Annotated in this window: 18 protein-coding genes, 1 pseudogene and 1 riboswitch; of the genes and pseudogenes, 11 read left to right on the plus strand and 8 right to left on the minus strand. The window is 63.6% G+C overall.

Annotated features, from left to right (window positions below):
• Window positions 1-107: 107 nt before the first annotated feature.
• The 3 genes from N436_RS26355 to N436_RS26365 form a co-directional block, all read right to left on the minus strand.
• The gene (locus N436_RS26355) at window positions 108-2,192 is read right to left on the minus strand and encodes a hydantoinase/oxoprolinase family protein (protein WP_110742347.1); all 2,085 of its coding nucleotides are present in this window, start codon (window positions 2,190-2,192) and stop codon (window positions 108-110) included.
• 13 nt (window positions 2,193-2,205) lie between these two features.
• Complete coding sequence (locus N436_RS26360) at window positions 2,206-3,951, minus strand: hydantoinase B/oxoprolinase family protein (protein ID WP_110742348.1); 1,746 nt, start codon at window positions 3,949-3,951, stop codon at window positions 2,206-2,208.
• 146 nt (window positions 3,952-4,097) lie between these two features.
• Window positions 4,098-4,952, minus strand: coding sequence for a LysR family transcriptional regulator (locus N436_RS26365; protein WP_110742370.1), 855 nt, complete (start codon window positions 4,950-4,952; stop codon window positions 4,098-4,100).
• A 92-nt stretch (window positions 4,953-5,044) separates the two neighbouring features.
• On the opposite strand from N436_RS26365, the gene N436_RS26370 reads away from it, so the two are divergent.
• The 6 genes from N436_RS26370 (at window position 5,045) to N436_RS26395 (ending at window position 11,112) form a co-directional block, all read left to right on the plus strand.
• Entirely contained in the window at window positions 5,045-5,485 is a 441-nt protein-coding gene (locus tag N436_RS26370) for a multidrug/biocide efflux PACE transporter (protein WP_110742349.1), read from the plus strand.
• A 187-nt stretch (window positions 5,486-5,672) separates the two neighbouring features.
• Window positions 5,673-7,733: a TonB-dependent receptor gene (locus N436_RS26375; RefSeq protein WP_110742350.1), complete on the plus strand. Its 2,061-nt coding sequence runs from the start codon at window positions 5,673-5,675 to the stop codon at window positions 7,731-7,733.
• Window positions 7,734-7,849: 116 nt separating this feature from the next.
• A complete protein-coding gene (locus tag N436_RS26380; protein WP_110742351.1) occupies window positions 7,850-8,614 on the plus strand; it encodes a hypothetical protein in 765 nt (254 codons plus the stop codon).
• Between the two features lie 17 nt (window positions 8,615-8,631).
• Window positions 8,632-9,051, plus strand: coding sequence for a hypothetical protein (locus tag N436_RS26385; RefSeq protein ID WP_110742352.1), 420 nt, complete (start codon window positions 8,632-8,634; stop codon window positions 9,049-9,051).
• Between the two features lie 67 nt (window positions 9,052-9,118).
• Window positions 9,119-9,784 carry a response regulator gene (locus tag N436_RS26390; protein ID WP_110742353.1) on the plus strand — a complete coding sequence of 222 codons (666 nt, stop codon included), beginning with the start codon at window positions 9,119-9,121 and terminating at the stop codon, window positions 9,782-9,784.
• Complete coding sequence (locus N436_RS26395; RefSeq protein ID WP_110742354.1) at window positions 9,760-11,112, plus strand: HAMP domain-containing sensor histidine kinase; 1,353 nt, start codon at window positions 9,760-9,762, stop codon at window positions 11,110-11,112. The genes N436_RS26390 and N436_RS26395 overlap by 25 nt, the downstream gene beginning before the upstream one ends.
• A gap of 110 nt (window positions 11,113-11,222) precedes the next feature.
• Here the strand turns inward: N436_RS26395 and N436_RS26400 are convergent, their stop codons facing one another.
• From N436_RS26400 to N436_RS26415, 4 genes and pseudogenes are all read right to left on the minus strand, one after another.
• Window positions 11,223-12,242, minus strand: coding sequence for a branched-chain amino acid aminotransferase (locus N436_RS26400; protein WP_027916771.1), 1,020 nt, complete (start codon window positions 12,240-12,242; stop codon window positions 11,223-11,225).
• A gap of 136 nt (window positions 12,243-12,378) precedes the next feature.
• Window positions 12,379-13,955: pseudogene (locus tag N436_RS26405) on the minus strand (ATP-binding cassette domain-containing protein).
• A 169-nt stretch (window positions 13,956-14,124) separates the two neighbouring features.
• Window positions 14,125-14,487: a hypothetical protein gene (locus tag N436_RS26410; RefSeq protein WP_110742355.1), complete on the minus strand. Its 363-nt coding sequence runs from the start codon at window positions 14,485-14,487 to the stop codon at window positions 14,125-14,127.
• Window positions 14,484-14,861 carry a glyoxalase superfamily protein gene (locus tag N436_RS26415; RefSeq protein WP_105947547.1) on the minus strand — a complete coding sequence of 126 codons (378 nt, stop codon included), beginning with the start codon at window positions 14,859-14,861 and terminating at the stop codon, window positions 14,484-14,486. Before N436_RS26415 ends, N436_RS26410 begins: the two co-directional genes overlap by 4 nt.
• 100 nt (window positions 14,862-14,961) lie before the next feature.
• Window positions 14,962-15,176: riboswitch (cobalamin riboswitch) on the plus strand.
• Window positions 15,177-15,275: 99 nt separating this feature from the next.
• Here N436_RS26415 and cobW point away from each other — a divergent pair.
• From cobW to N436_RS26435, 4 genes are all read left to right on the plus strand, one after another.
• Window positions 15,276-16,343: a cobalamin biosynthesis protein CobW gene (gene cobW, locus N436_RS26420; RefSeq protein WP_003247913.1), complete on the plus strand. Its 1,068-nt coding sequence runs from the start codon at window positions 15,276-15,278 to the stop codon at window positions 16,341-16,343.
• A gap of 3 nt (window positions 16,344-16,346) precedes the next feature.
• Window positions 16,347-20,108: a cobaltochelatase subunit CobN gene (cobN, locus tag N436_RS26425; RefSeq protein WP_110742356.1), complete on the plus strand. Its 3,762-nt coding sequence runs from the start codon at window positions 16,347-16,349 to the stop codon at window positions 20,106-20,108.
• Window position 20,109: 1 nt separating this feature from the next.
• Entirely contained in the window at window positions 20,110-21,120 is a 1,011-nt protein-coding gene (locus N436_RS26430) for an ATP-binding protein (protein WP_110742357.1), read from the plus strand.
• A gap of 101 nt (window positions 21,121-21,221) precedes the next feature.
• Complete coding sequence (locus N436_RS26435) at window positions 21,222-21,788, plus strand: VWA domain-containing protein (RefSeq protein WP_105947669.1); 567 nt, start codon at window positions 21,222-21,224, stop codon at window positions 21,786-21,788.
• 106 nt (window positions 21,789-21,894) lie between these two features.
• Here N436_RS26435 and N436_RS26440 read toward each other — a convergent pair whose 3' ends face one another.
• Window positions 21,895-22,161 carry a hypothetical protein gene (locus tag N436_RS26440; protein WP_013972506.1) on the minus strand — a complete coding sequence of 89 codons (267 nt, stop codon included), beginning with the start codon at window positions 22,159-22,161 and terminating at the stop codon, window positions 21,895-21,897.
• 342 nt (window positions 22,162-22,503) lie between these two features.
• Between N436_RS26440 and N436_RS26445 the strand changes: the two genes are divergently transcribed.
• The gene (locus N436_RS26445; RefSeq protein ID WP_110742358.1) at window positions 22,504-23,829 is read left to right on the plus strand and encodes a sigma-54 dependent transcriptional regulator; all 1,326 of its coding nucleotides are present in this window, start codon (window positions 22,504-22,506) and stop codon (window positions 23,827-23,829) included.
• Window positions 23,830-23,928: the final 99 nt, after the last annotated feature.

Raw genomic sequence — 23,928 nt, forward strand, 5'->3', positions numbered from 1 at the left:
CTGCAGGCAAGCTACTCAAGCAGCTCTTGTTATTGTGCAAACCGCCCGGCAGCGCGAGGCTGCCAGGCGGCTTTCAGGCCCATGATCGGCGCACGCCAACCGTTTGATCAAGCCCCGCGTGTCACCCGGTAGGTGGCCGAAGGCTCCAGGCGCGCCTGCCAGCCCGGCGGCAAGACGATGTTGGTGGTGTCTTCCTCGATCACGCAGGGGCCCTGCACGGTCTGCCCCGGCAGCAGGCGATTGCCGTTGAACACGGGCGTGGGTTGCCACGCGCCGTCGGCGCTGAACAGCATCGGCCGGACGCTTTGCGGGGTGGCTGCCGGCGGTTCGGCCGGGCCTTGCAACTCAGGTTGCGGTGGGCGTGGCAGGTGGCCGATCACCGAACACTCCAGGTTCACCAGTTCCACCGGGCTGTCGGGTTCGCTGTACGAGTACAGGGTCTGGTGGCGGCTGTGGAAGCGGTTGATCAGCGCGGCCAGGCCTGCTTCATCCAGGGCATGCTGCGCCAGCTCCACGCTGCATTCATGGATCTGCCCCTGGTAGCGCATTTCCAGGGTGTAGTGGCAACTGCTGGCCTGGTCGCCAAAGCCGTCTTGGCGCAAGTTGGCCAGGCCTTGCTGGCGCAATTCGGCAAGGGCCTGGTTGAGTTGCTCGAGGTTCACGTGCCCGGCGTCCAGGCGCATCGACAGGCTGGTGAGCTGGTCGTAACGTACATCGGACAGGATCTGGCCGAACGCACACAAGCCCGAGGCCACCTTGGGGATCAGCACGGTCTGCATGCCGATTTCCTCGGCCAGACGCACCACGTGCATGCCCGCCGCACCGCCTGCGCCAATCAGGGCGAAGTCGCGTGGGTCGTGGCCGCGCTCAATGGATACGCGGCGAATGCCGTTGACCATGTTCAGGTTCACCAATGTGGTGATGCCGAACGCCGCCCGTTCCACGCTGATGCCCAGTGGCTCGGCGATCTTGCTGCGTATGGCATCCAGTGCGGCCTGGCGGTTCAGGCGGATGCTGCCGCCCAACAGTGCACCATCCGGGAGGTAGCCCAGCGCCAGGTTGGCGTCGGTTACCGTGGGCTCACTGCCGCCTTTGCCGTAGCACACGGGCCCCGGCATGGCACCGGCGCTGCGCGGGCCGACCTGCAGCATGCCGAACTCGTCCAGGTGGGCGATGGAGCCGCCGCCGGCACCCAGCGTCTCCACCTGAATCATCGGCACGCCAATGCGCTGGCGCAGGAAGTCCACATCCTTGCTGAAGTTGGTGCGCCCGGCGTTGGTCAGGGTGATGTCGAACGAGGTGCCCCCCATGTCCACGGTAATGACGTTGTCGATACCGAATGGCCGTGCCACGGCCAGCCCGGCCTGTGGCGCCGAGGCTGGGCCGGAGTTGATGGCATTGACCGCGCGCTCACGCATCAGGTGCCCCGGCGCCAGGCCACCGTTGGACTGGAAGTAACGCACCGGTTGTTGCACGCCAAGCTCGTGGAACAGGCTGTCGATGCGCGCCACATAGCGGGCCATCACCGGGCTGAGGTAGGCGTTGACCACCGTGGTGGAGGTGCGGGTGTACTCGCGAATCTGCGGAAACACCTCGCAGCCCGTGCAGACGAATACCCCGGGCAGGGCTGCCCGCACCAGCTCGGCGGCACGCTGCTCATGGCTGGGGTTGCGCACCGACCACAGGAAGGAAATGGCCACGGCCTCTACGCCTTCGGCACGGAAGTAGTCGATGGCGGCGTGGATGGCGCGTTCGTCCAGCGGGCTGTGCTCACGGCCATCGCCGAGGATGCGGCCACCAATCGGGCGGCGCAGGTGGCGGGGGGCGAGCATGTGCGCTGGCGGATAATGGGCGTCGTAGCGGTGGCCTTCTTCCTTGTGCCCCAGGCGGATTTCCAGGCTGTCTTCATGGCCCTCGGTGCACAGCAGGCCCACCTTGACCCCGGTACGCTCGATCAGCGCGTTGAGGGCTACGGTGGTGCCGTTGATGCACAGGTCACAGTTGGCAATCAGCTCGGCCGGGCTGCGGCCGGTGGCGTCGGCGATCTGCGCCAGCCCGGCCCGAATGGCCAGGGTGCCGTCCTGCGGCGTGGACGGGGCCTTGAACAGCTGCACGCCGCCGTCGCGGTCGGCCAGGATGAAATCGGTGAAGGTGCCGCCGGCGTCGATGCCCAGGCGATATTGGTTGCGCATGATGGGTCTCCGGTCAGTGCGGGGCGCGGGCAAGGCGGGTTGCGGGTTCATCCAGCTGGCCATCGGCATCGACGACCACGCCGTATTCCAGGGCTGCGCCCTGGGGCGAGACCAGGCCGTTGCGCAGGTCTTGCAGGACGGCGACAATCGGCCGGCGCAGCGGGTCGCCGTAGCCACCGCCACCGGGGTTGATGTTGATGATTCGCTCACCGGGCTGCAGGGTGAGCATCGGGTTTTGCGTGTAGTGGTCTTCGCTGCCATCGGCATGGCGGTGGATCAGCCGGCCCAGCTTGGGCTCCAGCAGCGCATTGCGTGCCCCGGCGGCCCCGGCGGTGGGCAGTTGCCGGCCTTCACCGAAGCCGACCACGGTCATGGCGTGGTCCAGCGGCTCGATCTCCAGCCGGGTGCCCGAACCACCGCGAAACTCGCCAGCGCCGCCACTGTCGGCCATCAGGCTGTAGCGGTGGATGAGCACCGGGTAGGCATGTTCCAGCAGCTCGATGTCACCGCTCATCAGCGCGCCGAAGCAGCACAGCGGGCCGCACGCGTGCCAGCCATCCATCACCTTGTTGGCACCGGCACCGGCAATGATCGAAGCCAGCACCATGGTCACGTACTCGCTGTTGCCGTTGCGCGGGTCATGGCCGGCGATGTTGATACCGCTGGTATGCCCCCAGGAGGCCGTAACCCGTTGTGGCGAGGCTTGCTCCAGCGCAGTGCGCACGGCATCGGCCAGTGTTTCCATCGGCGTGGTGGTGCAGTTGACGTGGGGTGCCGGTTCTTCGGCGTTGCACAGGGTACCCCTGGGCCCGACATCGACCGTGACGCAGCGGTACAGGCCTTCGTTGTAGGGCGGCGCTACCTGAGCGAACATCATCAGCCCCAGGTACACGCCCGACACCGAGTTGCCCTCGTAGGAGTTGATGAAGTAGGGCACTTGTGGCGGGCTGTCGATGCGCACATGGGCCTGGTCACCGCGAATCTGCACATGGGCGGTGATGGCCAGCTCGCCCAGGCCGTGGCCGGCATCTTCGAGCACGGCGGTGCCGCTGTAATCACCGTCCGGCACGTCGCGCAACAGCGCGCGCATGTGCCGGTCGGCCATGTTCTTCAGCTCGGCGATGCAGGCACGCACCTGGGCCACGCCGTACTTGTCGAGCAGCTCCAGCAAGTGCCGCTCGCCCACTTTGCAGGCGCCGTACTGGGCATTGAGGTCGCCTTCCTGGTAGGGGCGTGCGCGCATGTTGGTGAGCATGAAGTTGATCACGTCTTCGCGGCGTTTGCCTTTTTCCCACAGCTTGACGGGTGGAATGCGCAGGCCCTCGGCGTAGATCTCCTTGGCGTCGGGGTTGTAGCCGGCAGGCACCGGGCCGCCGATGTCGGTCAGGTGGCCCTTGCACACGGTCCAGAACACCAGCTCGCCCTGGTAGTACACCGGTTTGTACATGCAGCAGTCGAGAATATGGCTGCCCTTGTAGGCCGGGTCGTTGTGGTAGATCACATCGCCTTCGGCGATGTCGTCGCCAAAGAACTCGGCTACGCACTTCATGGCCGGGATCAGCGAGCCCAGGTGAATGGGGATGTCCTGGCCCTGCAGGATCATTTCCGGCAGGTGGTCGAACAGCGAGTTGGAATAGTCGTGGGCCAGGTTGAACACACTGGACCGGCCGGTCTTTTCCAGGGTCAGGGTCATTTCGCGTTGCGCTGTCTCCAGCGCACCCCGGACAACCGCAAGGGTGATCGGATCTACTGTCTGCATAGGTCACCAACGTTTGTTCTTGTGCTTTGGGTGCGTGCCGCAGCGGGGCGGCGCGTGGTGACAGGCTACGGGGGAGGGTGGGGGGAAGGCTTGTCGTTGGGTGTACTGGATCTTGCGTTTTGGTGCACAAGGGGCGCGAAAGAGAGCTACCGCCCCAGCATCTGCCGTACCAGCCACTGCCCCGCTGGCCCCAACGCCCGCCGGCTAGACCAGGCCACATCCATATCGACACGGCGCGGGTAACCCGCTATCTGCAACTCCACCAACTCAGTGCCAAACCTTGCCACCAGCGCCCTGGGCAGCTCGGCCCAGCCAAACCCGCGCACGGCGAACTCCAGCAACGTGAGGTAATCCGGTGCCGACCAAGCCTGACCACGGCCGTGATGCAGGCTGGGGGCGTAGGTCTTGATGTACAGTTGCCGCGCGTTTTCGAGGTGGTGCGTTTGCACCTGCCCAAGGCCCGCCAGCGGGTGCCCGCTGGCCACGTACACACCAAACTCCGCCTGTTCGGGCAAGCGGGCAACGGCAACGTCGGCGGGGTAGCCGGGTTGCGTGGCAAGGATGCCGACATGCGCCAGGCCCTGCTGGATCATGTCGATCACATCAGCGTCCTCCGCCGGGCCGCAGCGCAATTCGGTATGCGGATAGTGCTCGGCGAAGCGGGCCATTACCGCGCCCTGGAAGGTGACACTGTAGCTGTCCGACATCACCACCGACACCAGCGGCTCCACGTTTTCCGCCAGCCGCACCGCCAAGGCATCGAGCTGGGCGCTGGCATCAAGAATGGCCTCCACATGGCTCAGCACCTGTCGGCCTGCCTCATTCAGCGTGGGGTGGCGGCCACCCCGGTCGAACAGCGGGCAACCGATATCCGCCTCGAAATTGGCAATGGCAATGCTGACGGTGGACTGGCTTTTGCGCAGTTTGCGCGCCGCAGCGGAGAACGAACCGAGCGATGCGGCTTCGACAAAGGCAACCAGAGCTTCGGGTGAGTAGCGCATGGTATTGATAAAACCGATGGTAGCTATGTCGCGAGTATCAGTTTTACCAAAGAAAATGGAAAGCACGACTTACGCAATGGATGGATTTTGCAATGAAAAACGTGTCTTTCACCGAACGCCTGGTTCACGCCGTGGGTTACGAAGTGTTCGCGGTGTTGTTGTGCGCGCCGCTGTTGTCCTGGGTAATGGGCAAATCGCTGGCGACGGCGGGGGCCTTGGCGGTCACCCTGTCGGTGATCGCCATGCTGTGGAACATGGTCTACAACGCGCTGGTCGATCGCTGGGTACAAACCGAGCGTATCCACTGGAAGGCCAGTGCGCGTTTTGTGCACGGTCTGGGCTTCGAGGCCGGGCTGGTGGTGTGGTGCTTGCCGGTGGCGGCGTGGATGCTGGATATCTCGCTGCTGCAGGCGTTCATGGTGGAACTGGGCTTCTTCGTGATCATCCTGCCCTACACCGTGCTGTACAACTGGGCCTTCGACAAAGCCCGGCACCTGGTGATGCAGCGCCGCAGTGCCGCGTTGTCCAGGTGAGCACGAAACGCCTGTATTCGTTACCTGTATTTTCGCGGTTGGGTGGCATCGCATTTGTCGCTAATGAGATGCTCTATCATTCGTATTTATTTGTTGATTTTTTTGCATTAGACTCCCGCCAAATTGCAGAAATGCAGCGTGCAGAACGCAAGAAAAACCATAAAAATCTGTCGCAAGGGAGCGGGGCGTGGAATTCAAGAAAAATTCAATCGCGTTGGCAGTAGGCTCGGCAATCTGTTTCGCTAACAGCGCCTGGGCGCAAGACCCGACCGCTGCCGTGGAATTGACACCGATTACGGTCACCGGGGAAAAAATCAACCGCACCCTTGAGCAGACGCAGTCCAGCGTGGTTGTGGTGACCGAGCAGCAACTGCGCGAGAAGGCTGACCAGGACCTGGCCGATGTATTCGCCCGCACACCGGGGGTGTACACGCAGGCCGGTAACGAAAACTGGGGTATTCGTGGGGTGCCGGTTTCTGGCTTCGATGACCAGGGGCCGGCCACGCTCAATGGCGCGGTATCGGTATTCGTAGACGGTGCCGTGCAACCCAACCGTGCGTTGACCTTCACCCCGACGCAAATCTGGGACGCTGAACAGGTAGAGGTGTTCCTCGGCCCGCAGTCGACCACCCAGGGTCGCAACTCCTTGGCCGGTGCGGTGGTGATCCAGACCCGTAACCCGACCTTCACCCCAAGCTTCTCGGCGCAAACCAGTGTCGGCAACTACGGCGAACGGGGTGCCGCCGTGGCCGGTGGCGGGGCAATTGTCGATGACAAGATCGCGGGGCGCATCGCCCTGGATTACACCGAAGGCGATGGTTACATCGACAACGTCGCACGCAATGACGATGCCAACCCCAACCGTTCGACCAACGGCCGCGGCAAGCTGCTGATCCTGCCCAACGAAGACCTTGAAGTGCTGCTGACCTACGCGCACAACGAGCATCGCCAGGGCGACAACTCGGTGCTACGCGAGAACGACCGGGTGCGTTACTACAAGATGTCGTCCAACACCCAGGCGTTCGACAACCTCAAGCAGGACACCGTCAGCGCCAAGGTCGATTATCGCCTGGATGACAACTGGTCGCTGACCAGCCTGACAGCCAATACAAGCTCTGATTACAGTGCGCGGCTGGACTTCGATCAGACGGCTGTCGATAACCAGGTCATTCTGCGCAAGCAGGACGGAGATTTGTTCAGCCAGGAGCTGCGGCTGAACTACACGTCAGACACGGTGAAGAGCTTCGTCGGGGCCTATTACGGCCATAACACCAACAACTTCCATGACCGGTTGTTGTTCGACGACGAGCTGTTCGGTACCGTCAAAGGCGATACCAAAATCGAGAACAAGGCCGTATTCGGTGAAATCAACTGGACGTTCGTCCCGCGCTGGACGCTGATTACCGGGCTGCGCTACGACCACGAAACCAATGACACCGACATTGACCAGGACGACTTCTCCAGTGCTGGCAAAGTTAGCAAGTCGTTCGATGCCGTGCTTCCCAAACTCGGTCTCGACTATGAGCTGGCCGCAGACCAGTACCTGGGCTTGATGGTACAGAAGGGCTACCGCGGTGGTGGGGTGAACGTGCGGGCCGGTGGCGGCCACGAGGCTTACGACCCGGAATACACCACCAACTACGAGCTGTCTTACCGTGGCGCGTTCCTCGACAAGAGCCTGCGCGCACGGGCCAACCTCTATTACACCGACTGGAAGGACCAGCAGGTCAGTGTGCTTGACCCGGATACCCAGTTCGCCCACATCTTCAATGCCGGGAGCAGTGATATCAAAGGCCTGGAAGTCTTTGTCGAAAAGGATTTCAGCGAACAGCTGACCCTGAACCTGGGGGCTGCCGTGACAGCGGGCAAGTACAAGGACTTCGTCACCGGCGATGGTCGTGACATGAGCGGTGAAGACTTCCTCTATTCGCCCAAATACAAGGTGTCGGTGGGCGGCACCTACCGCTGGAACGACCGCCTGACCTTGAACACCGATGTCGTCTACCAGAGCACCGCGCCGTCGGAGTATGAGTTCGATGCTGCCGGTCAAGTCATTGACGAGCGCCGTAGCGACAACTACTGGTTGGTCAACTTCAACACCGAGTACAAGGTCACCCGCAACATTTCGGTGTCCGGCTTTGTGAAGAATGCCTTCGACAAGGAGTACATCACCAACAACCGTAGCGGCGACATTCTCGACGTCGGTGCGCCTCGCACAGTCGGCCTGGCTCTGCGTTACGACCTGTAAGGCTCTGGGCGCGAGGCAACAGGCTCTCGCGCCCCGTTTGCGACGCTCAGGCTCATCTAAGTATTCATCCGTAACCTCCAGCTCAGCCCCTGACGGGACCTGAGGAGTTACGCCCGATGAACCATTCAAGCAAAGGTTGGCTCAACAAAGTGCCGGAAGTGACGCTGTCCTTCTGGGTCATCAAGATCATGTCCACCACGGTGGGCGAGACGTTTGCCGACTTCCTTGCCGTTGACGTCGGCTGGGGGCTGGTCATTACCAGCGCCGTCATGGCAGTGCTGCTGGCGGGTGCGTTGGCCTTGCAGTTGCGCAAACGCATGTGCGAGCCCTGGATCTACTGGCTTTGCGTGGTGCTGGTGAGCATCCTGGGTACCCAGATTACCGACATCCTGACGGACGAACTGGACGTCAGCCTGTACGCCAGCACGGCGGTATTCTCGGTGCTGCTGGCTGCCAACTTCGTGGTCTGGTACGCGGTGGAACGCAACCTCTCCATACGCCAGATCGTGACGGCAAGGCGCGAACTGTTCTATTGGAGCACCGTGCTTTGCACCTTCGCACTGGGCACTGCCGGCGGCGATCTTGCAACCGAGGCACTTGGCTTGGGCTTTGGTATTGGCACTGTGATCTTTGCCGCACTCATTGCCGTGTGCCTGGTCGCCTGGCGCCTGGGAGGCAACACTGTCCTGGTGTTCTGGGTGGCCTACATCCTGACGCGACCGCTCGGCGCATCGCTGGGTGACCTGCTGACGCAATCCCATGATTACGGTGGGCTCGGTATGGGCGCCACCTGGACCAGTGCGCTTTTCCTTTGCGTCATCTTCATTCTGGTCGCTGCTGCCCAGTTCAGCACCGAACAGTCCAAGCGTCTCGCCCGTTGATAATGAGGCAATTACCCATGATTTCGAACCGTTTCAGCAAAACCATGGCGGCTATCGCCTGTGCGGCGGGTGTGCTGTTGACCCAAGGCTGCTCCAAGCCTGAGCAAACGCAAGCGGCTGGCGCTGGTGTTCATGCACCGACCCGGTTGGGAGACCTGAGCACCTTCCGGCGCATTGCCGAGGATGTGGCGGCCAAGGTCGATGGGCAGGACCTGGCAGCGGCCAAGGCACGTATCAAGGACCTCGAAAAAAGCTGGGATGACGCCGAAGCCGGCATCAAGCCACGCGCTGCGAGCGATTGGCATGTTCTGGACAAAGCCATTGACCGGGCGCTGGACGCGCTTCGCGCCACCCAACCCCGACAAGGCGACTGCAAGGCGGCCATGGATGCGCTTCTGAAGGCGTTCGACAGCTTGCAAGGGCAGCAAAAAGGCTGAAGTGCAAAGGTGGCAATGGCCTTGCGCTTGGCTATTGTTCCCTCACATGCTCACATCGGGGAAGCCAATGCGCGTTTTACTGGTCGAGGATGACGGCATGATTGCCCAGGCGCTGCAAGACGCGCTGGCGGCGGCGGGTTATGCCGTGGATTGGGTCGCGGATGGCCAGGCGGCCGAAGCGGCCTTGCGCACGCATCCCTATGACCAGGTGCTGCTCGACCTTGGGTTGCCTGGGCAGGATGGCCTGCAATTGCTGCAACACCTGCGCGCCGCCGACAACCCGGTGCCGCTGTTGATCATTACCGCGCGCTCGGGGCTGGATGACCGTGTGCGTGGTCTGGATGGCGGGGCAGATGACTTTCTGCAAAAGCCTTTCGAAATGGCCGAGCTGCTTGCCAGGATGCGCGCGGACATGCGCCGCAAGGGAGGGCGGGCGGGCCCCCAGTTGAGCAACGGTACGCTTAGCCTGGACCCGGTCAGCAAATGCGCTCGCGTGTTGGACGAGCAGCCTGTCCAGCTGTCGAACCGGGAGTTTGCCTTGCTTCAGGCCTTGCTGATCCGCCCCGGGGCGATTTTGTCGCGTGGCGACCTTGAGGACCGGCTTTACGGCTGGGGGAACGAGGTGGAAAGCAATGCCGTGGAGTTCATCATCCATGCATTGCGACGCAAGCTGGGCAAGGATGTGATCCGTAATATCAGGGGGCTGGGATGGAGGGTTTCAAAAGACGCGTGAGTCAGTCCCTGCAGCTGCGCCTGTCGGTGGCGCTGTCGGTTGCGATCCTGCTGGTGGCAACGTTGAGCGGGGCATTCAGCTACTTCTCGGCCTACGATGAGGCGCTTGAGCTGCAGGACAACAGCTTGCGTCAGGTAGCGGCCTTGTTCATGCGCCAGGGCCTGACATTCAATTACCCTGCCGGCGGGCAGCCTGTGGTGGGCGACGATGAAGAAACCCGCATCGTGATCCAGTATCTGTCCGATGGCCTTGCGGTCGGCCATACGGATGACAGCCAGTTGCCGTTGCCCTTGCCGGGCGCTGTGGCCGACGGGTTGTCTACCGTCACCGTAGGCAATGAGCCTTTTCGCGTATTGGTACGCAAAGACTTGCACGGCAAGCGCTTTGCCGTGGTGCAGGAGATCGACAGCCGAAACCGCGATGCCCGCGAGAGCGCGTGGCGTGCATTGCTGCCATTTGCCATTCTGTTTCCCATCTTGCTGCTCGTGGTGTCCAACTTGATTCGTGAGCTGTTCAGGCCTGTCGGAGCATTGGCGACAATGCTGGATACCCGGGATGATCAGGATTTACGCCCCATCGATGAGCGTATGCTGGCCAACGAGATACGCCCATTCGTACAGGCGATAAACCGGCTGCTGGGGCGAGTGGAGCGAACCCTTGAAAGCCAGAAACGCTTTGTCGCCGATGCGGCCCACGAACTGCGTACCCCCCTGACTGCGCTCTCGCTTCAGGCCGAAGGCCTTGAGCCCGAAACGCTGTCACCGCGCGCCCAGGCGCAAGTGGCCCAATTGCGGCTGGGCATCGGCAGGAGCCGCAAGCTCATCGAGCAACTGTTGGCGTTGGCAAGTGCTCAGCTTGGCGATATGCCGCCAGGCGCTGTGTCAGTGCATGAAGCCTGCCGGCTGGTGCTGGAGGACCTGCTGCCATTGGCCGAACAGAAACAGATCGACATCGGCCTGGAAGGTGAAGATGTCTACTTGCCCATGCGGGAAATTGAATTGAGGGCCGTCATCAAGAACCTTGTGGAGAACGCTATTCGTCACGCTCCAGTGACCGGTCGTGTTGAATTGTTTGTTGAGCAGGGCGCCGGGACGGTCATGCTGTGTGTGCGTGACGATGGTCCAGGTGTCGCCCCGGAAGAATGGGGGCGTGTCTTCGACCCCTTCTATCGCAGCACGGACAGCGCAGGAGAGGGCGCTGGCCTTGGGCTCTCGATTGTACAAACCATCGTTGTACGTTCAGGAGGAGAGGTGAAGGTGGGCTACACAGACGAAGTCAGCCGCAAGGGTTGGTGTGTCTGTTTGCACTGGGCGTGTACTACTGACTGACGGTGTGGGTTGTGGGGCTTTACATTTTTCCAGGCCCTGCCGCCGTTGAGTGTGAAAAAACGGGGCATGCCATCAACTGGCATGCCCCGTTCCTATATCGCTACAGCGCCTCAGGCGACTTTGACGATCCAGCCTGCCGGTGCTTCAACGTCACCGCTCTGGATACCGGTCAGCTCGTTGTAGAGCTTTTGGGTAACCGGGCCAACCTTTTCCAGGTCGTGGAACACGTGCAGCTTGCCGTTGTACTCGATACCGCCGATCGGGGTGATCACCGCCGCAGTGCCGCAAGCGCCGGCTTCAATGAAGCGGTCCAGCTTGTTGATTTCGACATCACCTTCGATCACGGTCAGGCCCAGGCGCGATTGCGCCAGTTCCATCAGCGACAGGCGGGTGATGCCTGGCAGCACCGAGGCCGATTTCGGGGTCACGAACTCGTTGTTGGCGGTGATGCCGAAGAAGTTGGCCGAACCGACTTCTTCGATCTTGGTGTGGGTCAGCGGGTCGAGGTAGATGGCGTCGGCGAAGTTGGCCTTCTTGGCTTCAGCGCCCGGCTGCAGGCTGGCGGCGTAGTTGCCACCGACCTTGGCCGCACCGGTGCCTTGCGGGGCGGCGCGGTCGAAGCTGGAGATCTGGAAGTTGTGCGGCTTCATGCCGCCCTTGAAGTACGAGCCAACCGGGATGGCGAATACCGAGAAGATGAACTCGGGGGCGGTGCGCACGCCAATGTTGTCGCCGGTGCCGATCACGAACGGGCGCAGGTAGAGGGCGCCTTTGCCGTGCGGTGGCACGAACTTCTCGTTGGCCTTGACCACTTGCTTGCACGCTTCGATGAACACATCGGTCGGCACCTGCGGCATCAGCAGGCGGGCGCAGCTGCGTGCCATGCGGGCGGCGTTCTGGTCCGGGCGGAACAGGTTGATCGAGCCGTCCTTGCAACGGTAGGCCTTCAGGCCCTCGAAGCACTGCTGGCCGTAGTGCAGGGCAGTGGAGCCCTCACTGATGTGCAGTACGTTGTCTTCGGTCAGGGTGCCTTTGTCCCACTCGCCATTGCGCCATACGGACAGGTAGCGTTTGTCGGTCTTGATGTAGTCGAAACCCAGCTTGTCCCAATTAATGCTTTCGTTGCTCATGACACCCTCATTGTCTTGCAAGTGCCCGATCGCTCGGGCTGCTGTTATATGCGCACCACGCCACCATAATACATCCGTGGCGGATCGGGAACGGCCAGTCACGAATTGATAGCCTGCGATGCATTTTTTTCGGTATCTACAACTGCAGGTACTCATCCAGCGCCAGGTTTTGCAGCAGTACCGCATCATGGGATGCCACCATGAGCGCCCCGCCAAACTGCCCGAGCATGCGCTCCAGTGCGGCCAGTGACGGCAGGTCCAGGTGGTTGCCGGGTTCGTCCAGCAGTAACAGGTCGAGCGGCCGTTCGCGATACAGCACGGCGGCCAGTGCCGCCTTCATCCGTTCTCCGCCGCTGAGCAGGCTGCTGGGCAGTTCGATACGGGCCACATCCAGACCGAGCTGCGCCAGGCGGCTGCGTAATTCGCCCTGGGCCATTGCCGGGTTGGCCTTGCCCAGGTGGTCGAGCACACTGCTGTGGCCGCATAGCGTGCTGCAATGCTGGTCGAGCAGGGCCGTCTCGCCCGTGAGGCGCACGTTGTCAGGCGATGCCGGTAATTCCCCGTTCAGCAGCCTGAGCAGGGTGGACTTGCCGCTGCCATTGGCCCCGACCAAACCCACCCGCTGGCCCAGGCATACGCGCAGGTCGAGCGGTTTGCGGGTGCCACGGGGCAGGCGAAGCGCCTGGAGGGCCAGCACTTCGCGGCCTGCATGGCGCAGAGGTGTGGGGGCATGCAAGGTAATGGCGGTCTCCTGCTCGACCTTGCGGGCGGCATCGCGCACTTGGTCATGCAGGGCCTGCCGGGCTTCGCCGTGGTCGCGGCGCTGCTTGCCCGCCGTGGCCTGGCTGCGCTCGTGCTGGCGATCGACCAGAATTTTGGCCTGATTGGCGTGCCTGGCCTGGCGCCCGGCCCGGGCCTGATGGCGCTCCAGGTCTTCGCGCTGGCGTTGCAGTTCACGGGCCTGGCGTTGCTGCGCCTGCTTCAACCGGGCGAGTTGCTGCTGGGCCTGGGTTGTCTGGCTGGCCTTTTGTTCTGTATAGAAGCTGTAATTGCCGCCATAGGCCTGCAACCCCAGGCTGGACAGCTCGACGATACGCACCATGTGCCCAGCAGGCTGCGGTCGTGGCTGATCACCAGCAGGCCCCGGTCCCAGGCTTCGATCATGCCCAGCAGCCGGGCGCGGGCTTCGCTGTCCAGGTGATTGCTGGGTTCGTCGAGAATCAGGTAGTCGGCATTGCTCAGCCATGCGCCAATCAGCGCCACGCGCATGGCCTGGCCGCCGCTCAGGCTGCTGGCGGGCTGGCGCCAGTCCAGGTGCCCCAGGCCGTGGCGTTGCAGGTGTATCTGCAATTGTTCGCGGATATCCCAGCGCTCGCCTACGGTGTCAAAATCCTGGGGCTCGATGCTGCCTTGCTCGATACGCGTCAGCGCTGCAATCAGCGTGCCGGCCTGGGCCAGGTCGGCAACCGTGGCGCTCTGCTCGATTACCTGCTGGTTCAGCAAGTGAATACGGCCAAGGCGTCGACAATGGCCGCCGCTCGGTTCGCGCTGGCCGGCCAGAATCTGCCCGAGCAAGCTCTTGCCCACACCATTGCGCCCGACCAGGCCAGTGCGGCGGTGGTCAAAGGTTTCGTTAAGGTCGGTAAACAGCTGCCTGCCATCCGGCAAGGTCAGGGAGACGCTGTCCAGCGTCAGGATTGACGTGTTCGTCATGCACAACTCCACAAATGCCGCGACATCTCCGGAGCGAACCGGAGGCTGAAGACTGGCCGTCGAAGGGGACGGCGGCATTAGTGGCGCATTGGACGAACACCTCGTAGTAGGGGAACGTAAAGCCTAATGGACTGGCGAGGGCGGGTAAAGCACTTCCCGCCAGCTGGCCTCAGCGCTGCTTCTGCAAGCGCTTGGCCCAGTCGCCACCTTGGCCGTGTGCGCAGGCCTCTTCACTGTCGAAACGCACATGCCAAGCCGGGTGGTCTAGCTGGACGCCGGCCTGCTCCAACGCCTGGCTGGTCAGTGCCAGCATGCGCGCCTTCGCCTGGCCTGCCACGGCAGCGGTTTTTTCGGCCTCTTGCTCGAACACCCAGGTAACGCGCAGGCTGCCCGGAAAATCCTCGGGGTCGAGCCGGTGGGTAAGCCAGCTGAAACCGACAATTTCCGCCTTGGCGGTTTCGCAGGCTTCGGTCAGGTACGCCACCAGTTCCCGCTCCAGCCGGGCCATTTCGCGCTTGCCCAACGCTTTCAAGGGTTGGCCTCGTCATCGATCTGCTGGCAAAAGCGCAGGCGGTTGCCAAACGGGTCATACACCTGCATCTGCAGGCCCCAGTCCAGGCGTTCGGCTTCGGGGCGAGCGTAGCCGTATTGTTTATCCTGCAGTTCACGCTCCAGCGCGCGCAGGTCGTCGATGCGGGCGAACACGGTGGAGCCTGGGCAGGCGTCACCGTGGTGCTCGGAAAGGTGCAAAACCAGCCCGTCGCGGTGAATTTGCACATACAGGGGCAGGTCCGGGCTGAAGCGGTGCTCCCAGTCCACGCTGAAACCGAGGAAATCAAGGTAGAACTCCTTGGCCTTGTCGACCGAGAAGATGCGCAGTACCGGTATGGCGGGGGCGAGGTGCATGGGGCGTCCTTGACCGTAGTTGAAGGCGCCACTGTAACGCAGTTGGGTGCCTTGTGGTCAGCCAGCGCTGCGCAACGGTTGACCACCCGCCAGCCACTGCGTAGCCTTGCCACTTCGAGGTTCTTCGGCCAGGCCGAAGCTAAGACGGGAACGCGGTACAAGCCGCGGCTGCCCCCGCAACTGTAAGCACCGATAACGGATCGACACAGCCACTGCGCCCGCGCGCGGGAAGGCGTCATCCCGCCACCGCCTGCTGTTTGTCAGGCCTATGGAACGGTGCGAGCCAGGAGACCTGCCTCGTCACGTTTTCGACTTTAAACCGGGCGGGGTGATCCGGTGGCGAACAAGCCCGGCCGTGCTGGCCCGTGGCTGTCGTCCTGCATGCCCGCGCCACACTGCCAAGGGCACTGCGACATGAAAACACTGGCCAAGCTCCCCGTCACCATCGTCACCGGCTTCCTCGGCTCGGGCAAGACCACCTTGCTGCGCCACATGCTCGACAACGCCCAGGGTCGTCGCATTGCGGTCATCGTCAACGAATTTGGCGAACTGGGCATCGACGGCGAAATCCTCAAGCAGTGCAGCATTGGCTGCACCGAAGAAGAAGCCAGTGGCCGCGTCTACGAGCTGGCCAACGGCTGCCTGTGCTGCACCGTGCAGGAAGAGTTCTTCCCGGTGATGCGCGAGCTGGTGGCACGCCGTGGCGACCTGGACCACATCCTGATCGAAACCAGCGGCCTGGCCCTGCCCAAACCGCTGGTGCAAGCCTTCCAGTGGCCAGAAATCCGCAATGCCTGCACCGTCGATGCGGTCATCACCGTAGTCGACAGCCCGGCCGTGGCCGCCGGCACGTTCGCTGCCTACCCGGACCAGGTCGATGCCCAGCGCAAGCTCGACCCTAACCTGGACCACGAATCGCCGCTGCACGAACTGTTCGCCGACCAGTTGGCCAGCGCCGACCTGGTGGTACTGAACAAGGCTGACCTGATCGATGCCGAAGGCCTGGCCAAGGTCCGTGCCGAAGTGGCCGAAGAGCTGCCGCCAGCCGTCAAGGTGATCGAAGCCAGCAGCGGCAAGCTGCCGCTGGAGGTGCTGCTGGGCGTGGGCGCCGAGTCCGAGGCGCACATCGATGGCCGCCGTACCCACCATGACTCGCACCATGACGGTGACGACCATGATGATCATGACCACGATGCCTTCGACTCCATCTCCATCGACCTGCCAGAAGCCGACGAAAGCCTGCTGCTCGACGCCCTGACCCAGCTGGTGGTGGAGTTCGGCATCCTGCGCGCCAAAGGCTTCGCCGCCATCCCGGGCAAGCCGATGCGCCTGCTGGTGCAAGGCGTGGGTACCCGTTTCGACAAACACTTCGACCGCGCCTGGCGTGCTGACGAGCCGCGCATCACCCGCCTGGTGCTGATTGGCCAGGACCTTGACGCAGCCCAGCTGGAAGCGCGCCTGCGCCAGGCCCTGGGCGCCTGACCCATGCACCTGCTGCGGACCCAGCCCGGCGGCTTCGTGCCGGATGACAGCATTGCCGACCTCGGCCAGACCCCCGCCGAGCTGGTGATTCTCTGCAGCGGCGATTCACACCTGGCATTGCTCGCCGATACCGCCGAGCAATTGCCAGACGATTTCCCCAGCCTGCGTCTGGCTAACCCGATGCAGGTGCAAAACCATGCTTCGGTCGACCTGTATATCGACCAGGTGCTGCGCCATGCCAAAGTCATCCTGGTGTCGCTGCACGGTGGTGTCGGTTACTGGCGCTATGGCGTCGAGCAACTGGTCGAGCTGGCCGCCCGTGGCGTGCAGCTGATTCTGGTGCCGGGCGATGACCGCCCGGACCCGGAGCTGACCTCCCTGGGCACTGTCGCTGGCGAGCAGGCCGAGCGCCTCTGGCACTACTTGCGCCAGGGCGGCAAGGCCAACGCCATCAACCTGTTCAACTGCCTGGCCAGCCAGTGGCTGGGCCGTGACTATGCCTGGGAGGAGCCGCAGCCCTTGCCGCGCACGGCGGTGTATCACCCGGCCAAGGGCAGCACCACGCTGGAAGACTGGTACCCGCATTGGCACCCCGAGCACCCGGTAGCGCCGCTGCTGTTTTATCGCTCGCACCTGCAGGCCGCCAACACCGCATTTGTCGACGTGTTCTGCCAGCGCCTGCAGGCTGCCGGGCTGAACCCGTTGCCGATCGCGGTGGCCAGCCTCAAGGAAAGCGCCTGCCTGGAGCAGGTCGAAGCCTGGCTGGACGAGGTCGGCGCCGAAGTGCTGGTCAATACCACAGGCTTTGCCCTGTCCAGCCCCGAACGCCCCAACCTGCGCCCGTTCCGCCGCGACATCCCGGTATTGCAGGCCATCTGCGCACAGGACAACCAGCCCGGCTGGGAAGCCAGCGAACAGGGGCTGGGCGCGCGCGATCTGGCCATGCACATTGCCTTGCCTGAGCTGGACGGGCGCATTATCACCCGGCCGGTCAGTTTCAAGGACATGGCCTGGCGCAGCGAGCGCAGCCAGTCCGATGTGGTGTGCTACCGCGCCCACCCCGAACGCATGGACTTCGTTGCCGAGCTGGCCCGCCGCTGGGTTGAGCTGGCGCGCCTGCCCAATGCGCAGAAGCGCGTGGCCCTGGTGCTGGCCAACTACCCAACCCGCGATGGCCGCATTGGCAATGGCGTCGGCCTGGACACACCTGCCGCCGCCTTGAACATTCTCAAGGCACTGCAGGCCGAGGGCTATCCGCTGGCCGAATTGCCGGGCAGCGGCACACAACTGATCCACCAACTGCTTGGCGGCGTAACCAACGACCTCGACCACCTGGACCTGCGCCCCTGCGCCCAAAGCCTGAGCCTGGCCGACTACCAGGCCGCCTTCGAGCGCCTGCCCGAGGCCAACCGCCAGGCTGTGTTGGAGCGCTGGGGGCCGCCCGAGCAGGACCCGATGTACCGCAGTGGGCGGCTGATGGTGGCCGGCCTGCGTTATGGCCTGACGTTTGTCGGCATTCAGCCGGCCCGGGGCTACCAGGTAGACCCGAGCGCGGTCTACCACGACCCCGACCTGGTGCCGCCGCATGGCTACCTGGCGTTTCACTTCTGGCTACGCCATGCCTTCGCCGCCGATGCAGTGATCCACGTCGGCAAGCACGGCAACCTCGAATGGCTGCCCGGCAAGGGCGTCGGTTTGTCGGCGCATTGCTGGCCAGACGCCTTGCTCGGCCCGTTGCCGAACATCTACCCGTTCATCGTCAACGACCCCGGCGAGGGCGCCCAGGCCAAGCGCCGTACCCAGGCGGTGATCATCGACCACCTGATGCCGCCGCTGACCCGCGCCGAAACCTATGGCCCGTTGCGCCACCTGGAACAGCTGGCCGATGAGTTCTATGAAGCGCAGATGCTCGACCCACGGCGTGCCCGCGAGTTGCAGCGCGACATCCTGGAGTTGGTCAAGGCCAACCACATCGACCGCGAGCTGCAGCTGGAAGGGCAGCTGGACGATGCCGCCATATGGCTGCCGCGCCTGGACACCTACCTGTGCGACCTGAAGGAATCGCAGATTCGCGACGGCCTGCACGTGTTCGGCCAGTCGCCCGAAGGCCGCTTGCGGCTGGATACCTTGCTGGCGCTGTTGCGGGTTGAGCGGGGCGACGGGCGCGGCGGCAATGCCAGCCTGTTGCGTGCCCTGGCCAAGGCCCTGGTGCCGGGCTTCGATCCGCTCGATTGTGAGCTTGGGCAGCCGTGGCAGGGCGCACGCCCGGCGCAATTGCAGGCCATGAGCAGCGAACCGTGGCGCACCTGCGGAGATACCCGCGAGCGCCTTGAGCTGTTGGCACTTCAGGTGATCGGTCAGGCCTTGGCCGGCACGCTACCGCTACCCGAGCAGAACGAATGGCAGCCTGTGCACGACGTGGTGCAGGCCTTGCGCGAAGCGGTAGCCCCTAGCCTGGACGCTTGCGGCGCAGCCGAAATGAATGGCCTGCTGGCAGCGCTGGCCGGGCGCTTCGTGCCCGCCGGCCCTAGCGGTGCGCCGAGCCGTGGGCGCCTCGACGTGCTGCCCACCGGCCGCAACTTCTACACCGTGGACGTGCGCAACCTGCCCACCACCACAGCCTGGCGCCTGGGCTTCGCCTCGGCCAACCTGATCCTAGAGCGGCACCTGCAGGACCACGGCGACAACCTGCGCCAGCTCGGCCTGTCGGTGTGGGGCACGGCGACCATGCGTACGGGCGGCGACGACATCGCCCAGGCCATGGCATTGATGGGCGTGCGGCCGGTGTGGGCCACTGGCAGCCAGCGTGTCGACGACTTCGAAATCCTGCCGTTGAGCCTGCTCGACCGCCCACGGGTGGATGTGACTCTGCGCGTTTCGGGCTTTTTCCGCGATGCCTTCGGTAACCTTATCCGCCTGTTCGATGCGGCGGTGCAGGCCGTCGCTGCGCTGGATGAACCTGACGACCTCAACCCTTTGGCCGCCCGTGTACGCAGCGAGCGTGCCGCGCTGCAAGGGCAAGGCGTGGACGCCGAGCAGGCCGCGCGCCAGGCCGGCTGGCGGGTGTTCGGGGCCAAACCTGGGGCCTATGGCGCTGGCGTACAGAACGCCATCGACGGGCGCTTGTGGCACAGCCGCGACGACCTGGCCGAGGTCTACCTCAACCACGGCGGCTACGCCTATGGTGCGAGCGACGACGGTACCCCGGCCCGCGCCCAGTTTGCCCAGCGCCTGGCCAAGGTGCAGGCGGTGCTGCAGAACCAGGACAACCACGAGCACGACCTGCTCGACTCCAACGATTACTACCAGTTTCAGGGCGGCATGCTGGCCGCATCGGAAACCCTGTCCGGTGCTACCGTGGCCAGCTACCACGGCGACCACAGCCAGGCCGACCGGCCGCGCATCCGTACCCTCAAGGAAGAGTTGAACCGGGTTATCCGCGCCCGTGCGCTGAACCCCAAGTGGATCGACGGGGTGAAGCGCCACGGTTACAAAGGCGCCTTCGAGATGGCGGCGACGGTCGACAACCTGTTCGCCTTCGACGCCACCACGCACCTGATCGACGACCATCATTACCAGGGGCTCGCCGATGCCTATGTGCTCGACCCGGCGACCCGCGACTTCATGCGCGAGCACAACCCCGAGGCCCTGCGCGACCTGACCGAGCGCCTGCTGGAGGCCCAGCAGCGCGGGCTGTGGCAGGCGCCAGGCGACTACCGCGAGGCCCTTGAGGCGCAATTGCTCGACGGCGAGGAACAGGCTTGAAATGAGTGAACCCGTACAATTCCCGCTGGCCGCGGTGGTCGGTGCCGACGACCTGAAGCTGGCGCTGTGCCTGACGGCCATCGACCCGAAAATCGGCGGTGTGCTGATCGAAGGGCCGCGCGGCATGGCCAAGAGTACGCTGGCCCGTGGCCTGGCCGACCTGCTGGGCGAGGGGCCATTCGTCACCCTGCCGCTGGGTGCCAGCGAGGAACGGCTGGTCGGCACCCTGGACCTGGGCGCCGCGCTGGGGCAGGGCAAGGCGCAGTTCTCCCCGGGCGTGCTGGCCCAGGCTGACGGTGGCGTGCTGTATGTCGATGAAGTCAACCTGCTGCCCGACACCCTGGTCGACCTGTTGCTCGACGTGGCGGCCAGCGGCACCAACCGCATCGAGCGTGATGGCATCTCGCACCGGCACAGTGCCCGTTTCGTACTGATCGGCACCATGAACCCGGAGGAGGGCGAGCTGCGCCCGCAGCTGCTCGACCGTTTTGGCCTGAACGTGGCCCTGGAAGGCTCGCCTGAGCCTGAGGCGCGTCAGCAGATCATTCGGCGTCGTCTAGCCTTCGACAGCGATCCGCACGCCTTCTGTGCCCACTGGGCTGAGGCCCAGGCGCAGTTGCGCGAACGCTGCCAGGCGGCGCGCCGGGCCTTGACCGGCATAGCGCTGGACGACCAGGCGCTGTCGTGGATCACCGAGCGCTGTTATGCCGCTGGCGTCGATGGCCTGCGCGCCGACCTGGTGTGGCTGCGCGCTGCGCGCGCCCACTGCGCCTGGCGCGGGGGGGCGGCTATTGAAGAAGCGGATGTCGACGCGGTGGCCGAGTTTGCCTTGCGCCATCGTCGCCAAGTGGCGCCCCAGGCCCCTTCGCCGTCGGCGCCGCCGCAGCCCGATCAGCAGGGTGCCAGTCACCCTGGCGAACAGGGCGGGCAGGGTGACTGGGGGGCGTTGCCGGCGCAGCCGGTGGCCAGCGGTGCCCGCCGCGAGGTGCCGAACTGGGCAAAAAAGCCCTGAGCATTCGCCAGCCACCTGCCAAAGGGGCGGATGCCAGACCTGGCTCGGGCAAGCAGGGTGGGGCCAGCCGTGGCCGGGCACGCAGTGCGGCGACCGGTCGGGTGGCCTGGCTGCCGACCTTGCTCAAGGGGCGGCCACGGTTACCCCGGGACCTGTGCTGGCAACAGCGCCAGGCCAGGCCCGCAGAACTGTGGTTGGTGATTGTCGATGCCTCGGCCTCCACCCGTCGCCATCAGGCGCTGGCGCAAACCAAAGGGCTGCTGGCAGCCCTGTTCGACCAGGCTTACCGCCAGCGCGCCCGGTTGGCCCTGCTCACCGCCAGCGGGCAAACGCCACAATGGCAACGCCACGGCCTGAAGGCTTCGGCGGCCTTGCAGCCCTGGCTGCAGGCCTTGGGTGCCGGTGGCGGTACGCCGCTGATCGCCGCGTTGGAACAGGCTCGGCACTGGCTTCTGGCGCGTCAGCGCGCCCATCCGGCTGAAGCCATGCGCTGCCTGGTGTTTACCGACGGTCGCCTGCAACATTGGAATGCCGTGCAGCCCATGCCCTGTGCAACATTGTTGGTGGATATGGAACTTGCCCCCGTTCGTCTCGGGCGCGCACAGCGTCTGGCTGAGCAATTGCAGGCCGATTACCAGCACTTGCAGCACTTCAAAGTCTTGGACTGAACCGTATTGGCGCGACACTATGTCGCAATAGAAAAAGTTGCCAGAACAGCAACTTTGCATGCAAACAAGTGCGTGACCTTGCACGCACTTGAATTGCCGGGCGTTATTACTTCGGCATCGACCACGGTTGCAGGTCGTACCCTTTTTCGCACAGTTCGGCGCGCACTTCCTCGATCAGGCTGGCCCACTGGGCCGGGTCTGAATAGATACGCGAAGACACTTGTTTGCTGCCGATGCGGGTGCTGGTCCGGTCGATCACTGCCAGGCTCAGTTCACCAGTACCGTTGGGTGCATCCCAGGCTACGCACTGGAAAGGTTCGAAGGCGTGGTCGGCAATCAGCAGTGCTTCGTTGACACGGAGCGGGGCATTCATGGTTCGGTCTCTCTATGGTCCCAAACAGCGAAGTTAAGTCCGCGTTGCTTCAAAGTCGCCTCAATCATCGCGAAGTGCAGCGCGGGGTTATGTGTACTGATGCTCGTTGTCCGGGGGCAAGTCACACAATGGATGTAAAATTTTTTGTCAGGGTCGAATCCGTTCTTGCCTGCGCCGCCATGTGATGTCGATAAAACGCGAAAATTCCCGTGACGCTTTGTAAAAAAATGCGTCGGCAGACAGACGGTACTGGGAACCGTCAACTTCGTTGCTACTGTTAAACGGGCGCCACAACTTGCTGTTTTACTTCATAAAACCAAAAACTGGCGCCAAGGATCGGTCATGCAACAGCTTGTCGCTCAACGCCGTTTGCTTATCGTCGACCCCTGCGACGACTGCCACCGATTGTTACCTGGCCTGCGCAGCGCAGGCTGGGATGTGGACAGCTGCGTGCTCGGCGGGGCGCTGGACCATCCTTGTGATGTAGGCCTGTTGCGCTTGCAGGCTTCGCACCTCAGGCACCCTGATGCGGTCAAGGACATGATCAAACGCAGCAATACCGAATGGATTGCCGTGCTCAGTGCCGAACAACTGCGCATGCCGGCCGTCGGCGATTTTGTCTGCGAATGGTTCTTTGACTTCCACACCCTGCCATTCGACGTCTCCCGCGTGCAGGTCACCCTTGGCCGGGCGTTCGGCATGGCACGCCTGCGTGGCAAAGGGGCGGTGAAGGTGGATGAAGCCACCCACGAACTGCTCGGCGAAAGCCGGCCGATCCGCGAGCTACGCAAATTGCTGGGCAAACTGGCGCCCACCGAGTCGCCGGTGCTGATCCGAGGTGAAAGCGGTACCGGCAAGGAACTGGTGGCGCGCACCCTGCACCGCCAGTCGCAACGCAGCGAGCAGCCCTTCGTTGCCATCAACTGCGGGGCTATTCCCGAGCACCTGATCCAGTCTGAACTGTTCGGCCATGAGAAGGGCGCCTTCACCGGTGCGCACCAGCGCAAGGCCGGGCGCATCGAAGCGGCCCATGGGGGCACGTTGTTTCTTGATGAAATCGGTGACTTGCCGCTGGAGTTGCAGGCCAACCTGCTGCGCTTTCTGCAGGAAAAGCACATCGAGCGGGTGGGGGGTAGCCAGCCGATTCCGGTGGATGTGCGCGTGCTGGCCGCCACCCATGTGGATCTGGAACGGGCCATCGAGCAAGGGCGCTTTCGCGAAGACCTGTATTACCGCCTGAACGTGTTGCAGGTGGTGACCGCGCCGTTGCGCGACCGGCATGGCGACCTCTCGATGCTGGCCAGCCACTTTGCTCATTTCTACAGCCTGGAAACCGGGCGCCGGCCGCGCTCGTTCAGCGACCACGCCCTGGCGGCGATGGGCCGGCATGACTGGCCGGGCAATGTGCGCGAGCTGGCCAACCGCGTGCGCCGTGGCCTGGTGCTGGCCGAAGGGCGGCAGATCGAGGCGCAAGACCTGGGGCTGCAGCTGCTCGACCAGGAGCAACAGCCGCTGGGTACGCTGGAAGAGTACAAGCACCGGGCCGAACGCCAGGCACTGTGCGATGTGCTGAACCGGCACAGTGACAACCTGAGTGTGGCGGCCAAGGTGCTGGGAATTTCACGGCCGACGTTTTACCGGCTGCTGCACAAGCATCAGATTCGCTGACTGAAGCCAGGATCTTCAGTGCGTTTCGCGTGGATTCCAAGCTTCACAATTATTAACAAAGTATCAAATGAGACAAAATTGACTCATTTGATTATCCCT

Source organism: Pseudomonas sp. RV120224-01b, from assembly GCF_003208145.1.
Lineage (GTDB): Bacteria > Pseudomonadota > Gammaproteobacteria > Pseudomonadales > Pseudomonadaceae > Aquipseudomonas > Aquipseudomonas monteilii.